The sequence below is a fragment of the Njordella aestuarii genome (assembly GCF_056494165.1).
In genome coordinates this window covers 3907437-3930011 of sequence record NZ_CM151397.1, presented here as the reverse complement: position 1 = coordinate 3930011, position 22575 = coordinate 3907437, and the positions used below count along the sequence as shown (strand labels likewise).

The 22575-nt window shown below is 50.9% G+C and carries 9 protein-coding genes; 5 read left to right on the top strand and 4 right to left on the bottom strand.

Annotation, left to right across the window (positions count from 1 at the left end):
• Positions 1-138: 138 nt before the first annotated feature.
• The 3 genes from SH451x_RS15460 to uvrA all read right to left on the bottom strand — a co-directional run bounded on the left by SH451x_RS15460 (position 139) and on the right by uvrA (position 9079).
• Positions 139-525 carry a GxxExxY protein gene (locus SH451x_RS15460; protein ID WP_479357889.1) on the bottom strand — a complete coding sequence of 129 codons (387 nt, stop codon included), beginning with the start codon at positions 523-525 and terminating at the stop codon, positions 139-141.
• Between the two features lie 248 nt (positions 526-773).
• Positions 774-2039, bottom strand: a complete 1266-nt coding sequence (locus SH451x_RS15455) for an SHD1 domain-containing protein (RefSeq protein ID WP_479357888.1) — start codon at positions 2037-2039, stop codon at positions 774-776.
• A gap of 242 nt (positions 2040-2281) precedes the next feature.
• Positions 2282-9079: an excinuclease ABC subunit UvrA gene (uvrA, locus tag SH451x_RS15450; protein WP_479357887.1), complete on the bottom strand. Its 6798-nt coding sequence runs from the start codon at positions 9077-9079 to the stop codon at positions 2282-2284.
• A gap of 158 nt (positions 9080-9237) precedes the next feature.
• Here uvrA and thrS point away from each other — a divergent pair, with 158 nt between their 5' ends.
• Complete coding sequence (gene thrS, locus SH451x_RS15445) at positions 9238-11445, top strand: threonine--tRNA ligase (RefSeq protein WP_479357886.1); 2208 nt, start codon at positions 9238-9240, stop codon at positions 11443-11445.
• A 523-nt stretch (positions 11446-11968) separates the two neighbouring features.
• On the opposite strand, the gene SH451x_RS15440 is transcribed toward thrS, so the two are convergent.
• Positions 11969-15733 carry a hypothetical protein gene (locus SH451x_RS15440; RefSeq protein ID WP_479357885.1) on the bottom strand — a complete coding sequence of 1255 codons (3765 nt, stop codon included), beginning with the start codon at positions 15731-15733 and terminating at the stop codon, positions 11969-11971.
• A gap of 316 nt (positions 15734-16049) precedes the next feature.
• Here SH451x_RS15440 and SH451x_RS15435 point away from each other — a divergent pair, with 316 nt between their 5' ends.
• From SH451x_RS15435 to SH451x_RS15420, 4 genes are all read left to right on the top strand, one after another.
• Positions 16050-16715, top strand: coding sequence for a DUF6655 family protein (locus SH451x_RS15435; protein WP_479357884.1), 666 nt, complete (start codon positions 16050-16052; stop codon positions 16713-16715).
• Between the two features lie 140 nt (positions 16716-16855).
• The gene (locus SH451x_RS15430) at positions 16856-17752 is read left to right on the top strand and encodes a DUF58 domain-containing protein (RefSeq protein ID WP_479357883.1); all 897 of its coding nucleotides are present in this window, start codon (positions 16856-16858) and stop codon (positions 17750-17752) included.
• 105 nt (positions 17753-17857) lie between these two features.
• The gene (locus SH451x_RS15425; RefSeq protein ID WP_479357882.1) at positions 17858-20263 is read left to right on the top strand and encodes a BatA domain-containing protein; all 2406 of its coding nucleotides are present in this window, start codon (positions 17858-17860) and stop codon (positions 20261-20263) included.
• A complete protein-coding gene (locus SH451x_RS15420; RefSeq protein WP_479357881.1) occupies positions 20263-22575 on the top strand; it encodes a hypothetical protein in 2313 nt (770 codons plus the stop codon). The genes SH451x_RS15425 and SH451x_RS15420 overlap by 1 nt, the downstream gene beginning before the upstream one ends.

Genomic DNA, 22575 nt, shown 5'->3' with positions numbered 1-22575 from the left:
CAAAATGCAAATGGTCTCACACGGAGGCACAAAGACACAGAGAAAGATGAGAAGGCTTGCTTCAGTATTTTCTTATCTCTGTGTCTCCGTGGCTCTGTGAGAAAATCTGGCTGCAGGGAATTCTTTTCGGTTACTAGCCTAGTCTGTTATCGCACCGTTGATGATCCGTTTCATCCCATCTTTGATCATTGCTTGGCCAAAATTGATTAGCAATCCCAGGCGATAATCAAGCAAACGGCAATACGTCAGAGTCTGCTTGAAATGAACGGCCGAGAATTGCTCGACCGATTTCAGCTCTACCACAATACGGTCCTCGACAATTAGGTCTGCTCTGAACCCTTCATCAAACTCCAAGTCTTCCCATCGAATCGGCACTGATACTTGTCTGCGAACTCGCAGCCCACGCCGTATCAGTTCACGCTCCAAAACTGCTTCATAGACGCTCTCGAGCAATGCAGGTCCGAGGCTCGTATGAATCTTGTAAGCGGCATCGACGATAATTCCAGATATTTCATTGATTTTCATGGTGGCTGAAATAGCTCCGATCGGATGATATTAAAAGATACAAATGGTCTCGCACGGAGGCACAAAGACACAGAGAAGGAGAGACAGCCTTCAGTCGTCTCTTTTCTCTGTGTCTTTGTGCCTCTGTGAGAAAATCGATCTTTAGGGAAATCTTTTCGATTGCAAGCCTAGTCAGTTATCGAAGAGTCTGCTTGAAGTGAACTGCCGAGCAATGCTCGACCGATTTCAAAAAACGCTCGCGCTCGAAGTTACTGTCCGAATCCTGGTGGTGGAAAACCTTGTCCTGGAACGCCACCAGGAAACCCCTCTGGCAAATTCATTCCGGGACCTGGCATGCCCGGAATACCCATGCCAGGCATGCCCATGCCTGCACCCATACCCCCACCGAACATCATCATCATCATTCCCAAAGGCCCAAGTGCTTGGTCAAACTGTTGTTGATTTGACGCTCGTTCGATCCCCGTGAGGAACTGTTGATTCATAGATTTAAGCCCTGCCCGCATTTCATTCTGTGAATTCGCGTCAAGCTGACTTATTTTACTGCGAACTTCTGCGATGTTTTCATCCCATTTTTCCACCATGTCTTTAGGCAGCCAGTGCCCTTCGAATAACACAAGTGTAATTTCTTGTTCTTTCTCTTTATCGCTTCGGTAACGCACGATCGCTTCGTTTGAACTTACTTTCTCAATTGTGTAACTGACGCTATCGATATCTGGCAGCGACTGCTGTTCACCTAATTGTAATTCTGCTAGCACACGGCCAAGATCTTCCATGGCGACATAGGTTCGGTTTACATAGCTGCTTAATAAGGCTTGAACATCGCCTTTTTGTAGTTTTGCAGGCGCAAACTCTTCAAGGTCTAATACTGCATCGAGTGTTTTTACAAACGGATCGTAGGCTTTACTAAATTTAGGATCCTTGGGAATTGGGATCATCTGGCTGTTAAGCACGAAATTCTTTTTGGATTTGAGTACTGAAATTAGCCGCTTTTTCGTTGTCATAAGGTCTGCGTGAAGACCAGGATCAAACTTCGTTCCAACAAGTTGAACGATCTCCTGAACATCCTTCTGGTAGGATGGTGGCAGGAGATCCCAAGCGAAATCGACTTTCTTCTGCTTGGCGCTGTCGAGCATCAGTTTCATAAACGCTTCGATTTCCATGTTTTCAGGAATCGAAGTTAGCGATGTGCTTGAATTGCTCGATGGGGGCGAAGGAGTTGGAGTCGGCGCGATGTTATCCGATTCTTCTTTAGATTGACTTCGCATCTTTGCAGCGGCCGCTTTTGCTTGACGCTGGCTAGCCGAGTTCAGTTTCGACAGTGCCACCGTAATTTCTTTGCCGCCATCTCGCTTGAGTATGACGTTTGCTCCATCCATACGCACAAATTCAGCGACGATGGAAAACTTACCGGAAGCGTCCTCCCAGTTCATTCCCTCCTGTGCAAGCAGACAATTTCCAAGAGCCACGGCCAACGCCGCGGAAATTGCAAAGACTCGGAAACGAGAGATCTTCATTGGACACCTCTGAATTGTGGCGTGGAGGGAGGGAAAGTATGAATTTGCGATGGAATCGGATTGAGCGACGAATCGTGGGCGTTTCTTAGAAGCTCCCCCGCAATCTCAGCAACTGCTGGTCGTTTCCTACGACATCTATTTGCAAACGCAGTTACTATTTTTAGCTACGGAACGCCGAAAGTCACCACTTTCCGCCATGATTTCACGCAAATTGGAAACTTTATCGCGTTTGCAATCGCAGATCAAATTTCGCTCGTAAATTGGACGTCGTGAATTGCGTCGTGTGTTTCGTAAGCGGCTTCGGTGAGCCATTCTGTAAATTCGCGGATATTGACGACGGAATCAGTATTCATCGTAAACTCTACGATTGCCCAATTCTCGCTTTGCGTCACGTAATACGAATTAACAGCTTTCCGGAATTTGGAACCCTTTGTTTCAGCAACTCGTTGCGATGAGAATCTCGAACTTATCCGCGGTAGAGCCAAATTCTCAAGGGTATCCTGAGGAACTCGAAATGAGAATGCGACCAAATCGTTATTGCGTTTGATTCGAGCAAACCAAGACTTGCCGTCGGTGTCTATAATTTTAAGCTCCGTTTCGGAAACTACTTCGGGCTCAAAGATCTCCAAGTTCGTAACAACTTCTAACAAGCAATTGGATAAAGAGAATGCGTCCAACATGTCCGATGACGATTCATCGTCATATTCTACGATATTGCTTCCTAGCGAAGCACCATTAAAGTCGTCCGCGTTTGCGCTATCCACTTCATTGAGTACTTGCGACATAAGTTCTGCAAATATCTGAAGGTCAAAATCGTTTGCCCTGCCTTTCGTAACCAATTGGCTTAGTCGGAGAAGTTCCTTTTTGTCGACACCATCAAGACTTGCGACAGGCGAGAACGGAACCTCCAAGCGATTCAGCTCTTCATATGGGCCTGCAGCTAAGACAGGCTGGAGTGCGATTCCAGTATAACTAATAAGGCCGACATTATCATTTGTCGCAGCGACCGTGGAAATTGAGCCTTTAGGCTTACCCCTGCGAGTTGTCGGTTTGGTTGTTTTTCCTGTGGGCAGTTTGGCGACAGTTTTTGCATGCTCGACCAGCCCTTCCGGCGTTCCCGCGAATACAAGTTGTCCACCTTCCCACCCAGCTTCTTGACCGAGATCAATCACCCAGTCGGCACACTTGACCACGTCTAGGTTATGCTCAATGACGACGACGGTATTCCCTTGATCGACTAAACGATTGAATACGTGAAGAAGTTTAGCGATATCGTCAAAGTGCAACCCGGTCGTTGGCTCATCGAACAAGTACAGGGTTTGACCCGTTGCTGGTCTCGCCAACTCGGCGGCTAGCTTTACACGCTGAGCTTCTCCGCCGCTCAGGGTGGGCGCCGATTGGCCAAGGGACACATAACCAAGGCCGACATCATCGAGTATTTTCAGCGTCCGAACGATTTTGGGATGATCTTCGAAGAGTTCAATCGCTTCAGCAATTGACATTGTAAGCACATCATTGATCGTTTTTCCGCGGAAACGAATATTCAGTATCCTGCTTGTGTATCGCTGACCTCTGCAACTATCGCACTCCACCCACACGTCTGGCAAGAAGTGCATTTCGATCTTGCACTGGCCGTTACCTTCGCATTTTTCGCAGCGGCCGCCGGGCACATTGAAACTAAAGTCGCGTGCGGTAGCTTTCGCGGTTTTCGCTTCCGGCTGTTTGGCAAACAATGACCGAATCTCTTCAAATACGCCACTGTAAGTCGCGGGTGTCGAAGAAGGAGAATTTCCTAGCGGTGATTGGTCGACGCGGACGACTTTGTCGATATACCGCACACCATCGATTGCTCGGTGCGGCCCAGCATGCAAGTTCGCGCGATGCAGTTTCCGCGCAAGTGCCGGGTACAAAATTCCATTGATCAAACTACTCTTCCCAGAACCACTTGGCCCGGTGACCGCTGTCAGCCTGCCAAGCGGTATTGCAACATCCAGATGTCGGAGAGTATGCATATGTGCGTCGCGAATAACGAGCCACTGGACGTCGGCATGATCGTCGATGGGACGCCGATTCGAGGGAATGGCGATTGCTTTCTTTCCACTCAAATAAGGACCGGTAACGCCGGCGGATTTTTTTCGAACCTCGGCAACGGCGCCTTGGGCTACGATTTGACCTCCCAAGTGCCCCGAACCAGGGCCAAAATCACACAAGCGGTCGCTCTTGGCGATAACTTCACGATCATGCTCGACAACCAAAAGCGTATTGCCGTTATCTCGCAATCGATGCAATGCTGAAATCAAACGATGGTTGTCTCTCGGGTGCAAGCCAATGGTCGGCTCATCGAGTACATAGAGTACTCCGCCCAAGCCGCTTCCTAATTGCGATGCTAAGCGAATTCTCTGGGCCTCACCGCCGCTCAGCGAGTTAGCTGCTCTGCCCAGCGTCAAATACTCAAGCCCAACTTCCAGTAAGAAGCTCAACCGTTTCTCAATCTCCCGCAGAAGTTCGCCCGCTACTTTCTGTTCGCTCGTGGTCAATTTCCAGTTTTGGATTCGCGCCAACAAATTCCCTAGCGACATGTTTACCAAGTCGACAATGGTATCGTTGCGAAATATCGCGTTTGCCGCTTCTGCTCGGACGCGCGAGCCAGTGCACATCAAGCATTCGACTTCTGCAACGTACATCTCCAATCGCATTCGCAACGAGGGGCTAGATTTTGCAGCCATCTCCAATGCGGGCATCACACCACGATACTGAAATGAAAACTCGCATGGATTTTGAGCTGATTTCTTCGCAACATACCAACGATCTCCAGTTCCAAAAAGCAAAAGATTGCGTTGCGTGGAAGTGAACGCTCCAACCGGCTTCTTTAAATCGAGAGATAAATCCTCACCAAGCGTATTCAACATGACCTTCGACATCTCTACCGAAGTAGAGGGCCACAACATCAACCCATTTTCCTGCAGTGAACGCGTGGCGTCGATCAGCGACTCAAGATTTGTACCGATCTGTTTTCCCAGCCCTTCACAATGCGAACACCAACCTACTGATGTGTTGAAGGAAAAGTGATGTGGTGTAAGTTCCGCGTAAGACTTGCCACACGACAAACACGAAAGAAATAATGAATGCGTTTCGACCGACCATTTGGGTTCGTCTTGTTTGTCATCGCTCAACGCTAACTGCACTCGTCCGTCACTCAGACGCAGCGCTTGTTCGACGGAGTCGCTGATTCTTGATCGCGATTTGCTATTAATTTCTATTCGGTCGACAACGACCTGAACGTCCTGACGTTTCTTAGGGTCAAGTGCCGGGCGCTTTTCAATCGGAGTAGTAACTCCATCGATGCGAACTCGTGTAAAACCATCGACCAAGAGCTTTTCGAAGTACGAATCGGTTAGCTGAATCTCACTGTAGCTTTTCCGATCAACGATGGGGGCCAAAATCAAAGCCCGAGTATTCTCAGGATGCTGCAGTATACGGTCGACGATCTGATCGACCGTTTGTGTGACGACAGGCGCTTTGCAAGTTGGGCAACGCATCTGAGCTGCGCGAGCCATGAAGACTCGCAAATAGTCATAGATCTCGGTCACCGTTCCAACGGTCGAACGTGGCGTATGGCCAAGATTCTTTTGCTCGAGAGCAACAGCTGGCGAGAGTCCGGTAATGCTCTCAACGATGGGCTTTGGCATTTGCCCAACAAACTGTCGCGCATAAGAGCTCAGGCTTTCAACGTAACGTCGCTGTCCCTCTGCGTAGATCGTATCCATGGCCAGCGAGGTCTTGCCGCTGCCACTGCGCCCGCAAAACACAGTCATTTGATCTCGCTCGATCGCGACGTCGACGGTTCGCAGATTATGCGACTGCGCGCCGTGGACGATGATTTGGTGAAGCGGTGTAGGTTGGTTAGACTTTGGTGTTTTCGCGGGAGCTTTTGTAGACCGCTTCTTTTTGGTGCGAGCCAACTGGCTTGCGAAGTACTTTTTCAGTGCTTCGCCCGTGTAAGACTTTTTCACTTGCGAAACTTCTTCGGGAGTACCGCACGCGATCACTTCGCCCCCTTTGTGTCCGCCATCTTGCCCCAGATCGATAACCCAGTCGGCAGCTTGGATCAAATCGAGGTTGTGTTCGACTACTACGATCGTATTACCAAGCTCAACGAGTTTCTGCAGCACCGACAGCAGCATCGAAATGTCGTGAAAGTGCAAGCCCGTAGTGGGCTCGTCAAGAACATACATCGTGCGTCCCGTCGACCGGCGGCTTAGCTCCTTCGCCAGCTTGATGCGCTGCGCTTCGCCACCGCTGAGCGTCGGGGATGGTTGACCGAGCTTAATGTAGTCAAGTCCAACGTCATGTAAGGTCTGAAGTTTCTCTGCAATTTTGGGAACATTTTCAAAGTGCGTCAGCGCTTCTTGGACGTCCATGTTCAACGCGTCGGCAATTGATTTGCCTTTGAATTCAACTTCCAAGGTCTCTCGATCGTATCGCTTACCATCACAGACTGGACAAGGCACCCACAGATCGGCGAGCATTTCCATGTCTAGGCGTGTCGCACCGTTGCCTTCGCAAGCACTACATCGTCCGCCGTCGGTGTTGAAGCTGAAACGGCCCGCGTTGTAGCCTCTTCGTTTCGACTCAGTTAGCTGTGCATAGAGGGTACGGATCTCGTCAAAGACCTTCACATAAGTCGCCGGGTTGCTGCGCGGCGTGCGACCAATGGGGCTCTGATCGATATCGATGATCTTGTCAAGTTGTTCAGCACCGCTGATTGAGTCGTGCAAGCCAGGAACCTGTTGGGCTTTCATCAGCAAGTTTGCCAGCGACGGCGATAGAATGTCGCTGATCAGCGAACTCTTGCCGCTACCGCTCACGCCAGTAACACAAACGAAGCACCCGAGCGGAATTTCAACGTCGACATTCTTTAGATTGTGGTGCCTTGCGCCTTTAATCTCGATCTTCTTGCCGTTGCCAGGGCGTCGGGCGGCGGGACGACCCACCACTTTGCGTCCTGAAATGTAGTCGCCGGTTAAGCTCTTTTTATTTGCAGACAGTTCTTCGAATGTACTAACGCTGATCAGTTCACCGCCGCGAACACCGGGACCGGGACCGAAATCAACCAAGATATCCGACTGCTGCATCGTGTCTTCGTCATGTTCCACAACCAGCAACGTGTTGCCAAGATCGCGGAGACGCTTGAGCGATCCAATAAGCCGATCATTGTCTCTCGGATGCAGTCCAATGGAAGGTTCATCGAGCACATACGTTACACCGACAAGCCCCGACCCGATCTGTGAGGCTAGTCTAATTCGCTGCGATTCGCCACCTGACAAAGTAGGTGCGGTCCGATTGAGCGTTAGGTATTCTAGGCCAACTTGAAGAAGGAACCCAAGCCGTGCTTTAACTTCCTTGACCGCCTCGCTTGCAATCAACCAGCCAATATCATCCAATTCGAGATGTTCGATGAATTCCAAAGCGTCTGCCAAAGGCAAATTGCCGAACTCGGCCAAGCCTAACCAAGAAGACGCCTTGAAAACCGCACTTTTGCTCAAAGTATGCAGGCGCAGGTTTCTTGCTTGAGCATTCAGTCGTTCGCCTGCGCATGTTGGACAGACGGTTGCTCGCATCAGTTTTTCATGCTGGCGACGCAGCAGAGGGTTCCTAGTCGACTCGCGTGCAACTTTGAGTTCGCTAAGAATTCCATTGAATTTCGCGTAAGCCGCTCGGTTTTTATTTCGCCGCACTCGCTCTTTGAAAGCGACAACAAAATCACCGCCGTTCAGTAAAAAGTCCTTTTGCTCAGACGTAAGCTTTTGCCAAGGCGTGCGAAGCAGATAACCTTTGCTGATCTTCCAACGGCTTTCAACAGCCTCAGTTATGGTGCGCAAACGCGTTTGGTTCGCCTTGGTTATACTGCTCCACGGCCCCCACGCCACAACAGCTCCGCCCCGAATCGAAAGCGTCGGATCCGGAATTAACAAATCAATCTCGTAACTGTACAGGACGCCAAGCCCCGAACAATCTGGACACATCCCCTGCGGTGAGTTGAAGCTTAACAACTGCGGGCTGGGTGGTTCAAACGATAGCTGGCAGGCACCGCAAGCAAACTGTGTCGAATAGTTAGATTCAGTGTCTTCTTCAGGTGATTTCTTTTTGCCCGAATTTGAAGTCGTCGTAGTCTCTGTACTGACCACAATGACCGAGCCTTCGCCGATCCGGACAGCAGTTCTTAAACTTTCGAGAATCTGGTCGCGGTCTGAACGGTTTGAATTTGAAACCAGCCCGGCAGTCTGGTCGGCGTCTGCTTTCGACTTTCCACGACGTTTTGGTGCACTTTTTTCCGTCGTATCCGACGCCCGCAGGTTTGACGACGGGACGTTGCAACGGTTCACAACCAGTTCTATCGAGTGCTTTTTGAGTTTCTCAAGCCGTGGCGGGTTTGCTAAATCTATAAGTTGGCCATCGACGCGCGCTCGGACAAAACCTTGCCGCAGCCAGAGCTCAAATAGATCGCGGTGCTCCCCTTTTTGCATTCGAATCAGCGGAGCGAGCAGTAATACTTCCTGACCCGCGAACTTTTGCGTTAGGCTTGCATAAATCTGATCGACTGTTTGAGCGGCGACGCGTTGCCCGCACTTGGGACAGAAACTTGTACCGACCCGAGCGAACAAGACTCGCAGAAAATCTTGGATTTCCGTTATCGTGCCAACGGTACTGCGCGGGTTGTGGCTGGTCGATTTCTGGCTTATCGAAATCGAAGGACTCAAGCCTGAAAGGTGGTCTACATCTGGCTTCGGCAACTGTCCAATGAATTGCCGCGCGTAACTTGACAAGCTTTCCAGGTAACGTCGTTGCCCTTCGGCGTAGATCGTGTCAAACGCCAGCGAACTTTTGCCGCTGCCGCTAACTCCTGTAAAACATATCAATTTTCCATGAGGAAGTTGCAGGTCAACATCCTGCAAATTGTGCTCTCGAGCGCCTCGAACAACGATTTCTCGATCCACGTGCATCCTTTCGACGCTACCTCGTATAACACAGACTGACATTGATCGTTACACTATTGGACCGTAACGTCATTATTTTGCCAATCGCAAAGAGTGCTGCTTACAAAACAGCGAAAAAATCTACTGCTCGCGGACGACTTGCCGGGCAGTTAGCAGAACCAAATGTAGGAAGGAATTGCCAAGCGGCAGACTGAATAAAGATGATCGCAGTTCAATTGCCAGATGGAAAAACAATTGAGGTTGATAACAACGCCACTCCGCTTACTGTCGCGAAGTCGATTAGTGAACGGCTCGCGGCGGCCGTAATTGCGGCTAAGGTCGATGATCTGGTCGTGGATGGCGACCGCCCGTTTGCCGACTTAACAAAGGCGGAAAGCGGTACAGCAGCCAGCCCGCTGCGGCTTCGTCTGCTTACGGATCGCGATCCTGAAGCTTTAGGTGTCCTTCGCCATTCGTCTGCGCACGTCATGGCGCGTGCAATCATGCGGTTGTTCCCCGACGTCTCCCTTGCGTTCGGCCCTACGACTGCGACTGGGTTTTACTACGACTTTGATCTGCCACATAAGCTTAGCGAGGCGGACTTTGCAGCGATTGAATCGGAGATGGAGAAGATTGTCAAAGACGCGGAGGTCTTTGAGCGATTCAGTTTGGGGCGAAGTGAGGCGACAGAGCTCTGCAAGGGCATGAATCAATCGCTTAAGGTCGAGCATATCGACACCGGCCTATCCGATCACAGCGAGCTTGGCTTCTATCGGCAGGGCGAATTTGTAGATTTGTGCCGCGGACCGCATATTCCAGATGCTGGTCGGATCAAGGCCTTCAAGGTTATGAGCGTCGCGGGGGCATACTGGAAGGGCGATGCGGCGGGGAAACAACTTCAGCGCGTTTACGGAACAGCGTTCTTTAGCAAAAAAGAACTGCAAGCGTATCTCGATCAAATGGAAGAAGCGAAACGGCGCGACCATCGCGTCCTCGGCAAAAAGCTGGGCTTTTTCCAAATTTCACCGGAAGTCGGACAAGGCCTTTGTCTGTGGCTGCCTAAGGGTGCTCGGATCCGAATCATCTTGGAAGATTTCCTGCGGGCAGAACTCCTGCGACGCGGGTACCAACCTGTCTTCAGCCCTCATTTAGGTCGCGTTGAACTTTACGAAACCAGCGGTCACTTTCCGTACTACCGCGACTCCCAGTTTCCGCCGTTGTTCGTTGAAAGCGGCGGATCGCTGGTTGATGCCTGGATCGAACGTTTGGAATCGGAAAAAGGGATCAACGCGCAGGAAGAAGCCGCGATGGTCGCCGCAGCCGAAGTGCTTGGATGCCAGCTCTCCGAGTATTCGATCGATGCGCCAAAGGATGCTAAGGTCAACGCCTTAAAGGCTTGGCAAAGCACCCATGAGCGATATCTGGTTAAACCCATGAATTGTCCTCATCACGCCATGATCTTCAAAGCGAGCCCGCGCTCATACAAGCAGTTGCCGTTGAGGCTTTTTGAGTTTGGCACAGTTTACCGATACGAGCAAACTGGTGAGCTGAATGGGATGTTGCGTGTCCGAGGTCTTACTCAAGACGATGCGCATATTTTCTGCACTAGCGAGCAGGTGGAAGAAGAATTCCGCAAGACAATTGAACTTACTCGGTTCGTACTCAAGAGCGTCGGCCTCGAAGACTACCGCGTACAACTTTCGCTTCGCGACCCAACAAGTGACAAGTACGTTGGTTCCGAGGAAAACTGGGTGAAGGCGGAGGCGGCGCTGCGAAAAGTGCTCGAAGAATCCGGCCTGCAGTTCAGTGTAGCCGAAGGCGAAGCCGCGTTTTACGGTCCGAAGGCTGACTTCATGGTACGCGATTGTATCGGACGCCAGTGGCAGTTGGGCACAGTGCAGCTTGACTATAACTTGCCTGAACGTTTCCAACTCGAGTATACCGGATCCGATAATTCTACGCATCGTCCTGTTATGATTCACCGGGCTCCGTTTGGATCGATGGAGCGATTCGTGGGCATGCTGATCGAGCATTTTGCTGGTGCGTTCCCATTGTGGCTTGCTCCGGAGCAAGTGCGTATCTGCCCGTTGAGCGAAAAGACAAACGACTTTGCACTGCAACTTGAGGAGAAGATGACGGCGGCTGGGCTTCGAGTTTCTTGTGATCTGCGAGGAGCGAAGGTGCAAGCGAAAATTCGCGATGCACAATTGGAGTTGATTCCTTACATGGCGATCATCGGTCCCAAGGAAGCGGAAGCTGGCATGATTTCCTTACGCGATCGAATCGACGGCGACCTTGGAGCTCAACCGATCGACGAAGCGATTGCACGATTGCTTAAGGAAGTGGAAACCAAGCAGATACGGCAAGTTGCGAAGGTGGCCGAGGTTGTTGTTCCAGAGCAGACTGCATCGGAAGCCAACGAGTACTGATTTCCGCGGAGTCTTCCTATGTAGCCGGCTTCGCCTAGAAGCCGGTGACGTGTTGGGAGGCTTTACCGTTTCGCCACGAGCACTGCTGGACAAGCCAGCAGTGGCACCCTTTTCAGGGATCTGTTCGTAGTACCGCCTTCAGGCGGAGGCACGCGCAACCAAGCGCATCGTAGCTGGCTTCGCCAGAAGCCGGTGACGTGTTGGGAGACTTAGCCGTTTCGCCACGAGCACTGCTGGACAAGCCAGCAGTGGCACCCTTTTCAGGGATCGGTTCGTAGTACCGCCTTCAGGCGGAGGCATGCGCAACCAAGCGCATCGTAGCTGGCTTCGCCAGAAGCCGGTGACGTGTTGGGAGGCTTAGCCGTTTCGCCACGAGCACTGCTGGACAAGCCAGCAGTGGCACCCTTTTCAGGTACGGTATTCAAAGGCAACCGCACCTAACTTCAACCGCGTTCTAGGCGAACGCAGCTACATGAGGGTTCGAACACCTGCACAGTCGTGAGAAACAGCCAAGTCACCTGGCCTAAAACTTAGGAATTCCAAAGCTCGGAAACTGAGGTAACTGCGGGAGGGATGGAAGCTGCCCAGGCAAGGCTTGAATCTGCTGCTGCAGTGGCTCCAACTGATTCTGGAGTGGCCCTAGAATCTTATTAAGTCCCTTGTCGACTTGCTTTTGAACTGCTTGTTGCGCCGCGGCACTGATCAACTGTTGGCTGATCGATGTAAAGGCGGAAAAGTCGACACGCGGCTGCTGCAATGTTCCGCCGATGGGTAAGCTGATACTTTGACCTGCCAAAGACGCCAGCATCTGATTCTCCGCAACCCAATCTTGTTGAATCGGCACTTGTGCGACCATTTGTAACTTGCCATCAAGCGTTACGCCGCCGGACGTTGTGATAACGACGTCGCCAGCCTTCATCTGCACGTCTTTGTGTGTAATTGTACCTTTGTCTACAGCAAAGGAAATCTTTTGTTCTGGCATTTGAAGCCACAAGTCATCGTTGATCGTATTCGCGTCTAAAGTCAGACCCTTACGCATGGCTCGTATCTGGCGAACAATCCCAATCAACTGGTCCGCAAGAGGTCCAGGCCCCACCGTCGCTCCGTGAACGTAGAGTTTTCCGCTGACAGTTTGCTGCAAATAATCGAATGGATTCAGTTCGGCTCGTTCTACATCCAAGCTAAGCTGCCCTTCGATCGCGGCTACTTCCGAAAGCAGAGGCGCGACGTACTTAAGCCAGCCTTGGCACATTTGTGGCGTGATCGCTACTCGCTCTAAGATCATCTGGGGTTTCTGTGAAATAATCAGAGGTTCCGCAGCCAAATTGCTTTGGATGTCCCAACGCATTGTGCCTTGCGAGATAGGTATTTCAGCTTTGGTAGCGGCGAGCCCATTGCTAATTGTCAATGGCACGGTGCTTTTGCCAAGCACGATGCCGACGACGTTCGCATCGTCCCAACCGATATTCGTACTTGCCGTCAAAGCGTCCGCCCATGAGCCGGTCGAGTCATTGCGGCAGCGCCATAACACAGAGAAAGGCTCGGTCCTCTGGCCTCGAACTTGTGCATAGTCACCAACAAAGGGTTTGAGACGTGTCATCACCGTCTGCATATCGTACGTCAACTGCCCATCACAACTTGCCACCATCTCGACTTGATTTGATTCATAGTGTGATTTGCCAGCCATCGCAATCCATTCTGTCTGAACGGTAATCGATGGCACGTCAACTGAACCGTTGCTGAAAACATAAGTGCCTCTGGCGTCTGCTTTTACCTGAGGCTCACTCCATAAGGTTTCGACTGTCGAACTCGAAGGCATGGCTGTGCTAACGAGGCTGGCTGCTGCCGTGGCGTTCGTTGGCAACTGCTTGACAACTAGATCTTTGCCATCGACCGTGATTTGCCAGTCGACTTTCTCGCCATTCAACCACCATTGAAGCTGTCCAGTTACGTCACCACCGTAAGTGTATGCCCCATTAGATTGAGCATCGGGAGTTTCAAGTGCTTTCAGGAGGCGAGCTGGGTCGATTCGAAAGGCAGCTTGCCCCGCACGTAAATAACCATTCTGTTCCGCCGCTCCGTCTTTTGCTGTTAGTGCAAGCGATTCAGCTTGAACGATAAGCTCGTCGATCCGAGTTGCTGCGAGATCGCCCGTGTTTAAGCTGCCACGATATCTGCCTTGGATACGAGGTTCATTCACCGAGTAGCCGTCACCTTGAACTTTAAGGCCGTTGACTTCATAGCTTGCCGACTGCAGCGCGAGTTGCCAGTTGTCGACGGTACTTTCCAACTGCAGAATGCATCTGCCTGCCAAGTCGATGCCCGGGTCATAACCAGAGATGACTTTAGAGCGATTAATGCAAGCCCCCAGATCGCAATCAACATTTGCAATCGCGGCAGTCGGTGGTACAGGAGGACTGCCCGCTGGAAGTGCAACCAAACGAAGTGGCGTGCTCGTAGAAAAGTCAATCTTTTCGTTGTTCGAATAGAGATTGAGAGACGCTCGGTCGATCTGGACCAGTTCCATGCCTTTCAATTGTAACAGAGCAGACGCTTCGCCTTTCCAAGCCGGTTCTTCCAGGCGGCCGGTTGGCAATACAATTGTAAGTGGTGACGTATCAACGGTGGCTGTAGCGATGACTCTATCACGACCCTGCTGCCGCCACAAAACCGTAGCATTTGCAGTTCCTGCCAGCGATTCTGTGGGCAGTTTAATCCACTGCGATAAGCGATTTTCTAACTTGTCGAAGTCAATTTTTGCAAGTATTTGACCTTGCGTGAGTGTCCCTTGACCTTCCACGTCGCAAAATTCAGCTTTGCAAGCGACCTGAAACTCAGATCCCCCCTGAGTTGCGTCGCTGGTCGGTGTCACTCGCGCACTCATTTGTAATGCGTCATCCCATTGCATGCGAGTTCCGTTGATTTCTGCTAGCAAGTTGCCGAGGCGAACTTCGCAGCTTGCGCGAGGGATGTCGGTGGCGCCATCCGCTGGGATTTGACGAATTGCCAACGTCGCTTTCCCGGACAATAGTCGAGTATTATCCTGCATTACGATCAATTCGGGAGCAACTTGCAGAAGTCGGACGAGGTCAATTTCTCCGTCGACAATAAAATTTGAATTGGGGACCCATGGTTGTGCAAGAGTCGGACTTTCAAATGCAAGAGGAGATTTGGCCGACGCGCGCAGATATCCAACGTCACTCGTGAATTGTAACTGGTCAATCTGAATTAATTCGCCAACCAGCTGTACGTCACCTACCAAGCGAATCTGATTCAGGGACGCTCCACTCTTGCCTAAATATTCTGGAGCATCAATATGAAATTTATCAATTTGCGCTGTGGAGATATTTGCGACCATCGAGGTCGGTGATCGCACATCCACATCGGCCTGCAAAGTGACAGTACCACTTAGATTTTGAATCGGTAGCCAGCTCAGACGGCGTTTTACCAGACTCATCCACTCCAGCGGCATGCCACTGGTGCTGAGGGACAGGTGCAGTTGAGGAGTTGGCTCCCCACCGTCGTGATCCAAAATGGCCGATTGGGTTTTGACTGGTTCGATTTTAGCGCTGAACTGCCCAGTTGAGCGAAGTATTAAGTTGCCTTGACCGTCAATCTCGGCGATTCTACCAACAAAGCTCACGGGTGGAACAGTCGAATAGTCATCCGGTAGTGGGATTACGGCTTCGCTTATGCTGAATTCCCATTGGTTCTGCGCAACACTGTCCCGGGCGAGCACCGTAACGTCCTCGATCTGCAATGTTCCGCTGAAAATGATCGGTTCGCCTGTTGGTTCTTCAATTACCTCTGGCTCAACGGCTTGCCATTTCGCAAGCAACGGTTGTAGCGCTTCCTCGAGACTAGTTGTCTCAGGTTGAACGTCGATAGCAAGCCTTGTCTGACGAATGTAGACATTCCGAATGTTCTTGTAATTTGTAGCGAGATTCCAGAGCGACATCTGAGTTTCAATCTCACCAACTCGTACCAATTCTGCGCCGCGCGAATCCATGACACGAATGTCGTCCAGTTTAAGAGGCGATAGCCACCCAATGCTGATTCCGCCAACCTCGACATGCAGCGGGTCTAAGCCAGCGAATCGATTGATTACTTTTGTTACCAGGTTAGCGCTTGAAAGAGCGAAAGGTACGGCTAGTATCATTCCGACTAGCAATAACAAAAGAGCCGTGCCCACGAGTTTGACTCGTCGGAATTTTTTTACTGTCCGCGAACGGTTGGCGCGGATTTTTCCAAAGCCATCGTCGTTTGAAACTGTGGTGGATCGGGCCATCGAACACTCCTTGTTCAGATTATGTGCGATTCATTCGCACCGGTGACGAGCGACCTTGCGGATCAGCTCGTCCTTTGTATATCGTTTTGCATGGTAAGCATTTTGGTTCGGCGAAGTCAACCGATGCAGTTTTTCATTCGGCAAACCACGCACTCTGGTTGTGGATTAGATAGCAAAGATAGCGTCGCTGCGTCGTAGGTTGGTTCGGTTTCTGCGGGATTTTGTGTTTGGATTTGAGTTGATGTTGACTCCCGCCAGTGATCAACGGTACACACCCCACGATCAAGTCAACTAGGAATCTGTTTGCAGGTGTTGTATGCCAAAATTATCTCTGAATTTAATGTTCGCACTACTTGCGCTATGTAGTGGTTGCGCAAGCGTCAAAGAATCCGACACGGCGCGGACGGGGATCGAGCAGTTGCTGATCAGTTCTGCAGTCGATGATACGTTGAATAAGATAAATTATGCGCCACTTGCCGGCGCTAACGTTTTTCTCAAAACAGATTTGCTGGACTGCGTCGATAAGAACTACGTAATTGTGGGGTTACACTCACGGTTGCTGGCGAATGGATGCAAGCTTGCGAGCTCGGCTGAAGAGTCCGACGTCGTGCTTGAGGTCGCTTCGGGCGGTGTTGGAACTGACCGAACGGATCTTACTGTCGGCACACCCGAAGTTCCGCTCGGGCTTATGGGCAGTGTTCCAAAGCTGACCGTTTTTGAACGCAAGCGAGCAATGGGAACAGCTAAACTGATCGTGGTGGCAACTGATACCAAAACAAATCAGACTGTCATTAACAATGGATTTGCACTTGCGCGAAGCGACCATCAGTTTTGGTCCGCGTTGGGATCGGGCCCAGTCATGTCGGGGACTGTCGTGCAGCAATTGGAAAACCATACCGGTCGGTCGGAATCATTGCTCCCAACGACATGGGTTGGCGGGGAACCTAAGACTGCAGCGACGACGGTGGGATACCAACGTTAAAGTCTCTTTATTCGCGTAAGTTCGATTACGCTTCCGAGCGTTATTGACCGCGCGCTGTAGAAATTTGGCAGTTGGGAATGCCATTGAACCACTCTGTGATAGAATACGCTACTCTTCGAAGTAACATTAAGTAGCGTGTCATGACGGCAGTTGAAGAATATTTGAAGCCCGAGGTCGCTTCGCAAATCAAACGGTTGGATTTGCGAGCTAAGATGATCGTGCGCGGCTTTCTCCAGGGGCTTCATGCAAGTCCGACGCAGGGGTTCAGCGTCGAATTCTCCGAGCATCGGAGATATTCACCAGGCGATGATCCGCGGGGTATTGACTGGCTTGTCTACGCCAAAACCGATCGCTACTACGTTAAGAAGTTTGAGTCTGAGACGAATTTGACTGGCTATCTTTTGATCGATGTCAGCCAGTCGATGAATTACACCTACCGCCAACTACTAACTAAGTTCGACTATAGCATTTGTCTGGCGGCGGCACTGACGTACTTGATGATAGCGCAGCAAGATCCGGTCGGACTCGTAACTTATAACGAGAAAATGGTCGCGAGAGCTGCACCACGTTCCAGGCGCTCACAGTTATCCGCGGTGCTCGGGCATCTGTCGAAGCTTCAGGCCTCAGGTATCAGTAACTTGCCTAACGCCGTACAGCACTTGACATCCATGATGCGTCATAAATCGCTGGTGATGGTGATGAGTGACCTGATCGACGACGTGCCGGCAACTCTGGATGCGCTACGTCGTCTTCGCGCAAGTGGGCATGATGTGATTGTGTTTCATATTCTGGACGAGGCCGAAGTGCATTTCCCGTTCGAAGGTGTCGTAGAACTGATCGATCCAGAAACTCAGGAACGTTTATCAGTACAAGCGGATGAGATCGGAATAGACTATCGGCACTCCATCGAGCAATTTCGGTCTGAACTGAACAAGGGCTGCAGTGAATCGCGTATCGACTATGTGCCTTTGGATACGTCGCTACCGTACGATAAAGCGTTGCTTGAGTATCTTCAAAACCGCCGCCAGCGATTCTAACAGCAGCCATTTGGAATTTGTAGGGAAAACCGTTTGGATGAATATTAGCCGGCAGACGAGCAAATTGTTGGCAACGCGCAATTCAATGATGATTGCGGAGGGCATGTGAATTTTTTGCATGTTTCGTTAGTGGCCGGAATCGCGATGGCGCTTGTCCCCATCTTGATCCATTTTAGTGGTCGCAAGCAACCCAAGCCGGTGATCTTTCCTGCACTGCGGTTCGTCCAATCAACGAAGCTTGTTGCCGCTCGAGGCTGGAACGTCAAACGATGGCTTCTATTGTTGCTGCGAGTCTTACTCCTCGCTTTGGCCGCACTGGCACTGGCATCGCCGCGCGTGAACGGAGCGAGTTTCGCTAGTTGGATCATGATCGGCCTGCTGGCCATCCTAGGTATTTTCGCCGCAGTTGCATCCCTGGTCTCATTTACGCAAAACAAGAACACGACTGTCTCCTATGCAACACTGTTTGTGGCTTCGGTACTCATTGCAATTTCTGCGTTGTGGGGGACGTGGGTCTTGCTGCGTGGGCCAGCGGTCACGATGCAATCGTCATCTGGTCCAGTCGCAGCCGCGATCATTGTCGACGTTTCACCGGCCATGGCGTACCGTACCGAAAATCAGACTCAGCTCGAGAAGGCTAAAGAATACGCAGAATGGATTGTCGATCGCTTAGATGCACAAAGCCAAATCGGGATCCTGACCGACTCCTATAATGATCGCTTGGTCGTTGGCCACGCGAATGCAAAAAATCAACTTGAAAGATTGCAAGTTGGCGGACGTCCAACTGACTTACAGTCCCAGATTGCGAAGGCCGTAGAGTTGGTTCGAACCTCAGAAGTCGAACGTACCGAGATTTATGTTATCACCGATATGGGCACGAGTCAGTGGAATCAAGCTGATCGAGTGCTGCCGTCCATACTCGAAGATGACACGCCGATACTTCTTCAGATAATCGATGTGGGCCGTGAGGGGCGGAGAAATTGGGCCATTGACCAAGTTCAGTTGAGCCAAGACGTTGTGTCAGTTAACAGCGTGGTTCAGGTTCAGGCGACCATCAAATCGGCTCCCGAGACGCCTTCCGATCAAATCATTGTTGAATTGCGTGCTGAGACGAAAGATGCCGCTCTTCCCACGATTCGCGATGGAGAATTAGTGACGCCGTCCGAGGTTGTGGTCGAGCGTAAGATCGTCGATAGCGCAGGAGCAGGCGACAGTTTTCAAGTTTCGTTTCAATTGTCCAACATTCAGTTAGGTACCAATCATTACAGCCTTGCGATTACTTCGGTCGATCCGCTGGACATCGATGACCGCTGGCCATTTACCATCGATGGAGTTAAGGGAGGTGAAACATTAGTTATAGATGGTGGATCTACGTCTAGTACTGATTCATCGCCGAGCGTAAATGCTGAAATACTGAGCTCCATGATTGATCCCGCCCAATCAGCAGGCAACGTGGTTGACCTAGAACAGTTTAAAAGAATAGAGCTTTCCGATACGAGTTTCATTGCACTTTACAATCCCATTGTGGACCTGGATGCATTGACGCTTGAGCGACTAGAGGGATTCGTTGCGCGCGGCGGAGGACTACTTGTCATTTTAGGAGATTCAATTTCGCCGAATCAAGTATCAGGTTCTGGTGAAACGGAAGGGCTCATGAAACTGCTGCCCGGACGACTTGCAAGATTGACGCGCAGACCCACTGCAGATGTGCATCTCGAAACGACGTCAGCCACGCATGGTGTATTAAGAGAGTTTGGAAGTGAGGTAGCCAGGATCCCGTGGTCACGCTTTCCTATCTACCGTCACTGGGATCTCGAAGAACTAAGTCCTGCCGCCGTTCCAATTGTGAGTTACACCATCAGCGGTATGCCGGCGCTTATTGAGGAAGTCCGAGGAATCGGACGCATAATTACACTCACGACTCCAATTCCTGACATCGAATTTGGTGGACATGAGCCCTGGAACGAACTGACCACACAGGCCGAAGCATGGCCGAGCTTTGGATTGATCCTTGGCACTGCACGTTATCTCCAGATTTCTAGTGAGTCTCAACGGAACTTTGAAGTCTCGGAGAACGCGTTCGTCGAGTGGAGCGATTCTGCGATACCTTCTCGATTTGAACTCTTTCATCCCGATGGAACTCTGGAGCAAGTTTCCACTGATCAAAAGGCGTTGGTGTACAATTTTACAAACAAGCCGGGCCACTATAGGCTGCGAGGTCTACTCGAAAGTGCCAAGCTACTCAAAGGTTTTTCTGTGCATTTACCGGCAAGCGCCACAGATCTGACTAGGATCTCGGCAGAGGGGCTTGATGAAAAGTTGGGTGAGAGTAACTATCTCATTGCCAATGATAAAGAGAGTTTACGTGAATCCATTGGGCAAGGAAGATTCGGGCGCAACCTGTCGCCGTTCCTACTGCTGCTGATTACTGGGATTTACTTGGCTGAACAAGCGATGTCCCAGCATTATTATTCGTCAAAACGCTTTGACAAAGCGAAGAGGCGGACATAATGGAGTTTTCTATACAGCCGTATTTTGGCAACTGGGGATTTATTGCGGTCCTCTTTGCCGCCGTGATCGTAGTAGTCCTGTTCTTAAAGGAGCAGCAAAATCTAAGTCGCATGCGACGGTTATCGCTCGCACTGATACGATTCGCCGTTATAGGCATTTTGTTTCTAACACTTTTGCGACCAGGTTTTACTTTCAGTCGTGATGCGACGCCCGAAAGCACAATTGCAGTGGTCGTTGACCAGTCCGGAAGCATGCAGTTGCCTTCGGGGATTTCGACTGAGACTCGATCCGAAATTGCAAAAAGCATCTCGTTGTCGATCGCTTCAGCAGCCGAAACCTTGGGGGAAGGTTCAACGTTGAAGTTGTACACTTTTGATAGTCGGCTTCGAGAGCCTGCAAGCAACGAAGCGGAGCCAGACGCGACCCAGCAGTTTGTTGCGGAAGCGAACCGACTAGTCGAAAAACCGGAGGGGACCGCTACGGACATTCCGGGACCGATTAAAGAAGTGATTGAACGGAACGTCAACCCTCCGTTGCAATCGTTGGTATGGCTGAGCGATGGCATTCAAACTCTAGAGGAATCGTCGCTTTCCGTTCGGCAAATCGCCCGACAGTTGGCCGAATCTGATGTCCCAATGTACGTCGTTGGCATCGGTCCGCGCACGGATGCAGAACGCACGATGGATCAATGGGTTGATGGCGTCCCCGAGCAGATTGATGCTTTCACAAAGAATGTTGTGAATCTGAGAGGACTGCTGCGAGTAGTTGGGCTGACTAACCGTCGCCTCGAGCTGGTGACTACTGTACGAAAAGCGGATGGCACTGAAGTTAGTGTAAACAGGCAAACGATTACACCAAATCGTATCGATCAAACATTGCCTTTTACTGCACCTGTGACTGCAACGGAACAAGGGGCTTTTGAAGTCGAGATCGAAGCGGTGCCGGTTGATGGCGAAGCAACGCTTCGGAACAACAGGCAGATCTGCTTCATGAACGTGCGTGAAACTGGCTCACGATTACTTTACCTGGAAGGCGAACCACGCGCCGAGCAAAAGTTTTTACGCATAGCACTTGCCGATAGCCGAGATTTGCAGGTTGAAGTGCTGCCCATTTATCGGAATACCATGGGAAGTTGGCCGCTGAACGGACTCGCCAACGCAATCAAAGAAGGAACGTACGACTGTTTTATCTTGGGCGACATTGATTCGAATGCACTTGGTAACGAGACCATCGCAGCGATCGTCGATCAGGTTACCGCAGGAGCAGGCCTTATTACATTAGGCGGATACCACGCATATGGACCGGGTGGCTATGCCGAGACCCCTTTAGCGTTCGCGCTTCCATTTAATATTAGCGGGTTTCGTCGACAAACTTTTGATGCAGTTGACACATCTGGCCATATTACTGGACCAGTGAAGTTGAGTCGGCAACGTCGCCACCCCATTTTTGAGTTAGATCCAGCCGCCAACTTGTCCGACCAGCAGCTGATCGATCTCTGGAGCCAAGTGCCTCCGTTTAATGGTGCGAACCGTGTCAACGGGTTGTTACCTCAGGAAGGTATACAGTTGCTAGCGCAGAGTGAACAAGGAGATCCATTGATTGCAACAAAAGGGCTCGGGAGCGGGCGAGTGTTATCAATGACGTTCGATTCTACATACTTGTGGTGGCGTAACGGATTCTCCAATCATCACCGTAGATTTTGGCGACAAGCTGTGCTTTGGGCTATGCAATCCCAGGATCGAGAGCCAGGATTGAAGATATCTATGGATCGAAGACGACTCAGATTAGGTGCAGATGCGCGTTACACCATCGAATGGATTGGTGAAACGGAAAATGAAGCGATGCCTCAGAACCTGGAAATCCGACTAGAACAAACGGGCGAAGAATCCAGACCACTTGTTGCAACGCAGGTCGGCGGGCCCATCGCTAGTGGTGCTATCGCTGCCATGAGTTCGCCCGGGCACTACCAAATTGTTGCTCGAGTTTCCACCAACGACGGGACGACTTATGTAGATCGTTTACCTTTTGACGTCATCGATGACGCAGTAGAACTGATCAAAAGCGCTCCGGACTGGCAACTTATGGGACAGATTGCAGAATTAAATAGTAAAGCAGGTGGACAGCTGCTCTCGCCAGACCAGACGGACACTCTGATCGACTTGCTGAGACAACGATCTCAACGCTCGAGAGTTTCGCTTGTTGAATCACATCACCTGGGGGAGGGGCCGCTTGACAGCTGGATTGTCTTCCTGGCAATCTCAATGCTTTTGACGATTCAATGGCTCTTGCGTAAACGCTGGTTCCTTGCGTAA

Excerpts from the sequence above, each read along its gene's own strand:
- SH451x_RS15460 (WP_479357889.1), bottom strand. The coding sequence starts at position 525 with ATGAAAATCAATGAAATATCTGGAATTATCGTCGATGCCGCTTACAAG.
- SH451x_RS15455 (WP_479357888.1), bottom strand. The coding sequence starts at position 2,039 with ATGAAGATCTCTCGTTTCCGAGTCTTTGCAATTTCCGCGGCGTTGGCC.
- uvrA (WP_479357887.1), bottom strand. The coding sequence starts at position 9,079 with ATGTCAGTCTGTGTTATACGAGGTAGCGTCGAAAGGATGCACGTGGAT.
- thrS (WP_479357886.1), top strand. The coding sequence starts at position 9,238 with ATGATCGCAGTTCAATTGCCAGATGGAAAAACAATTGAGGTTGATAAC.
- SH451x_RS15440 (WP_479357885.1), bottom strand. The coding sequence starts at position 15,733 with ATGGCCCGATCCACCACAGTTTCAAACGACGATGGCTTTGGAAAAATC.
- SH451x_RS15435 (WP_479357884.1), top strand. The coding sequence starts at position 16,050 with ATGCCAAAATTATCTCTGAATTTAATGTTCGCACTACTTGCGCTATGT.
- SH451x_RS15430 (WP_479357883.1), top strand. The coding sequence starts at position 16,856 with ATGACGGCAGTTGAAGAATATTTGAAGCCCGAGGTCGCTTCGCAAATC.
- SH451x_RS15420 (WP_479357881.1), top strand. The coding sequence starts at position 20,263 with ATGGAGTTTTCTATACAGCCGTATTTTGGCAACTGGGGATTTATTGCG.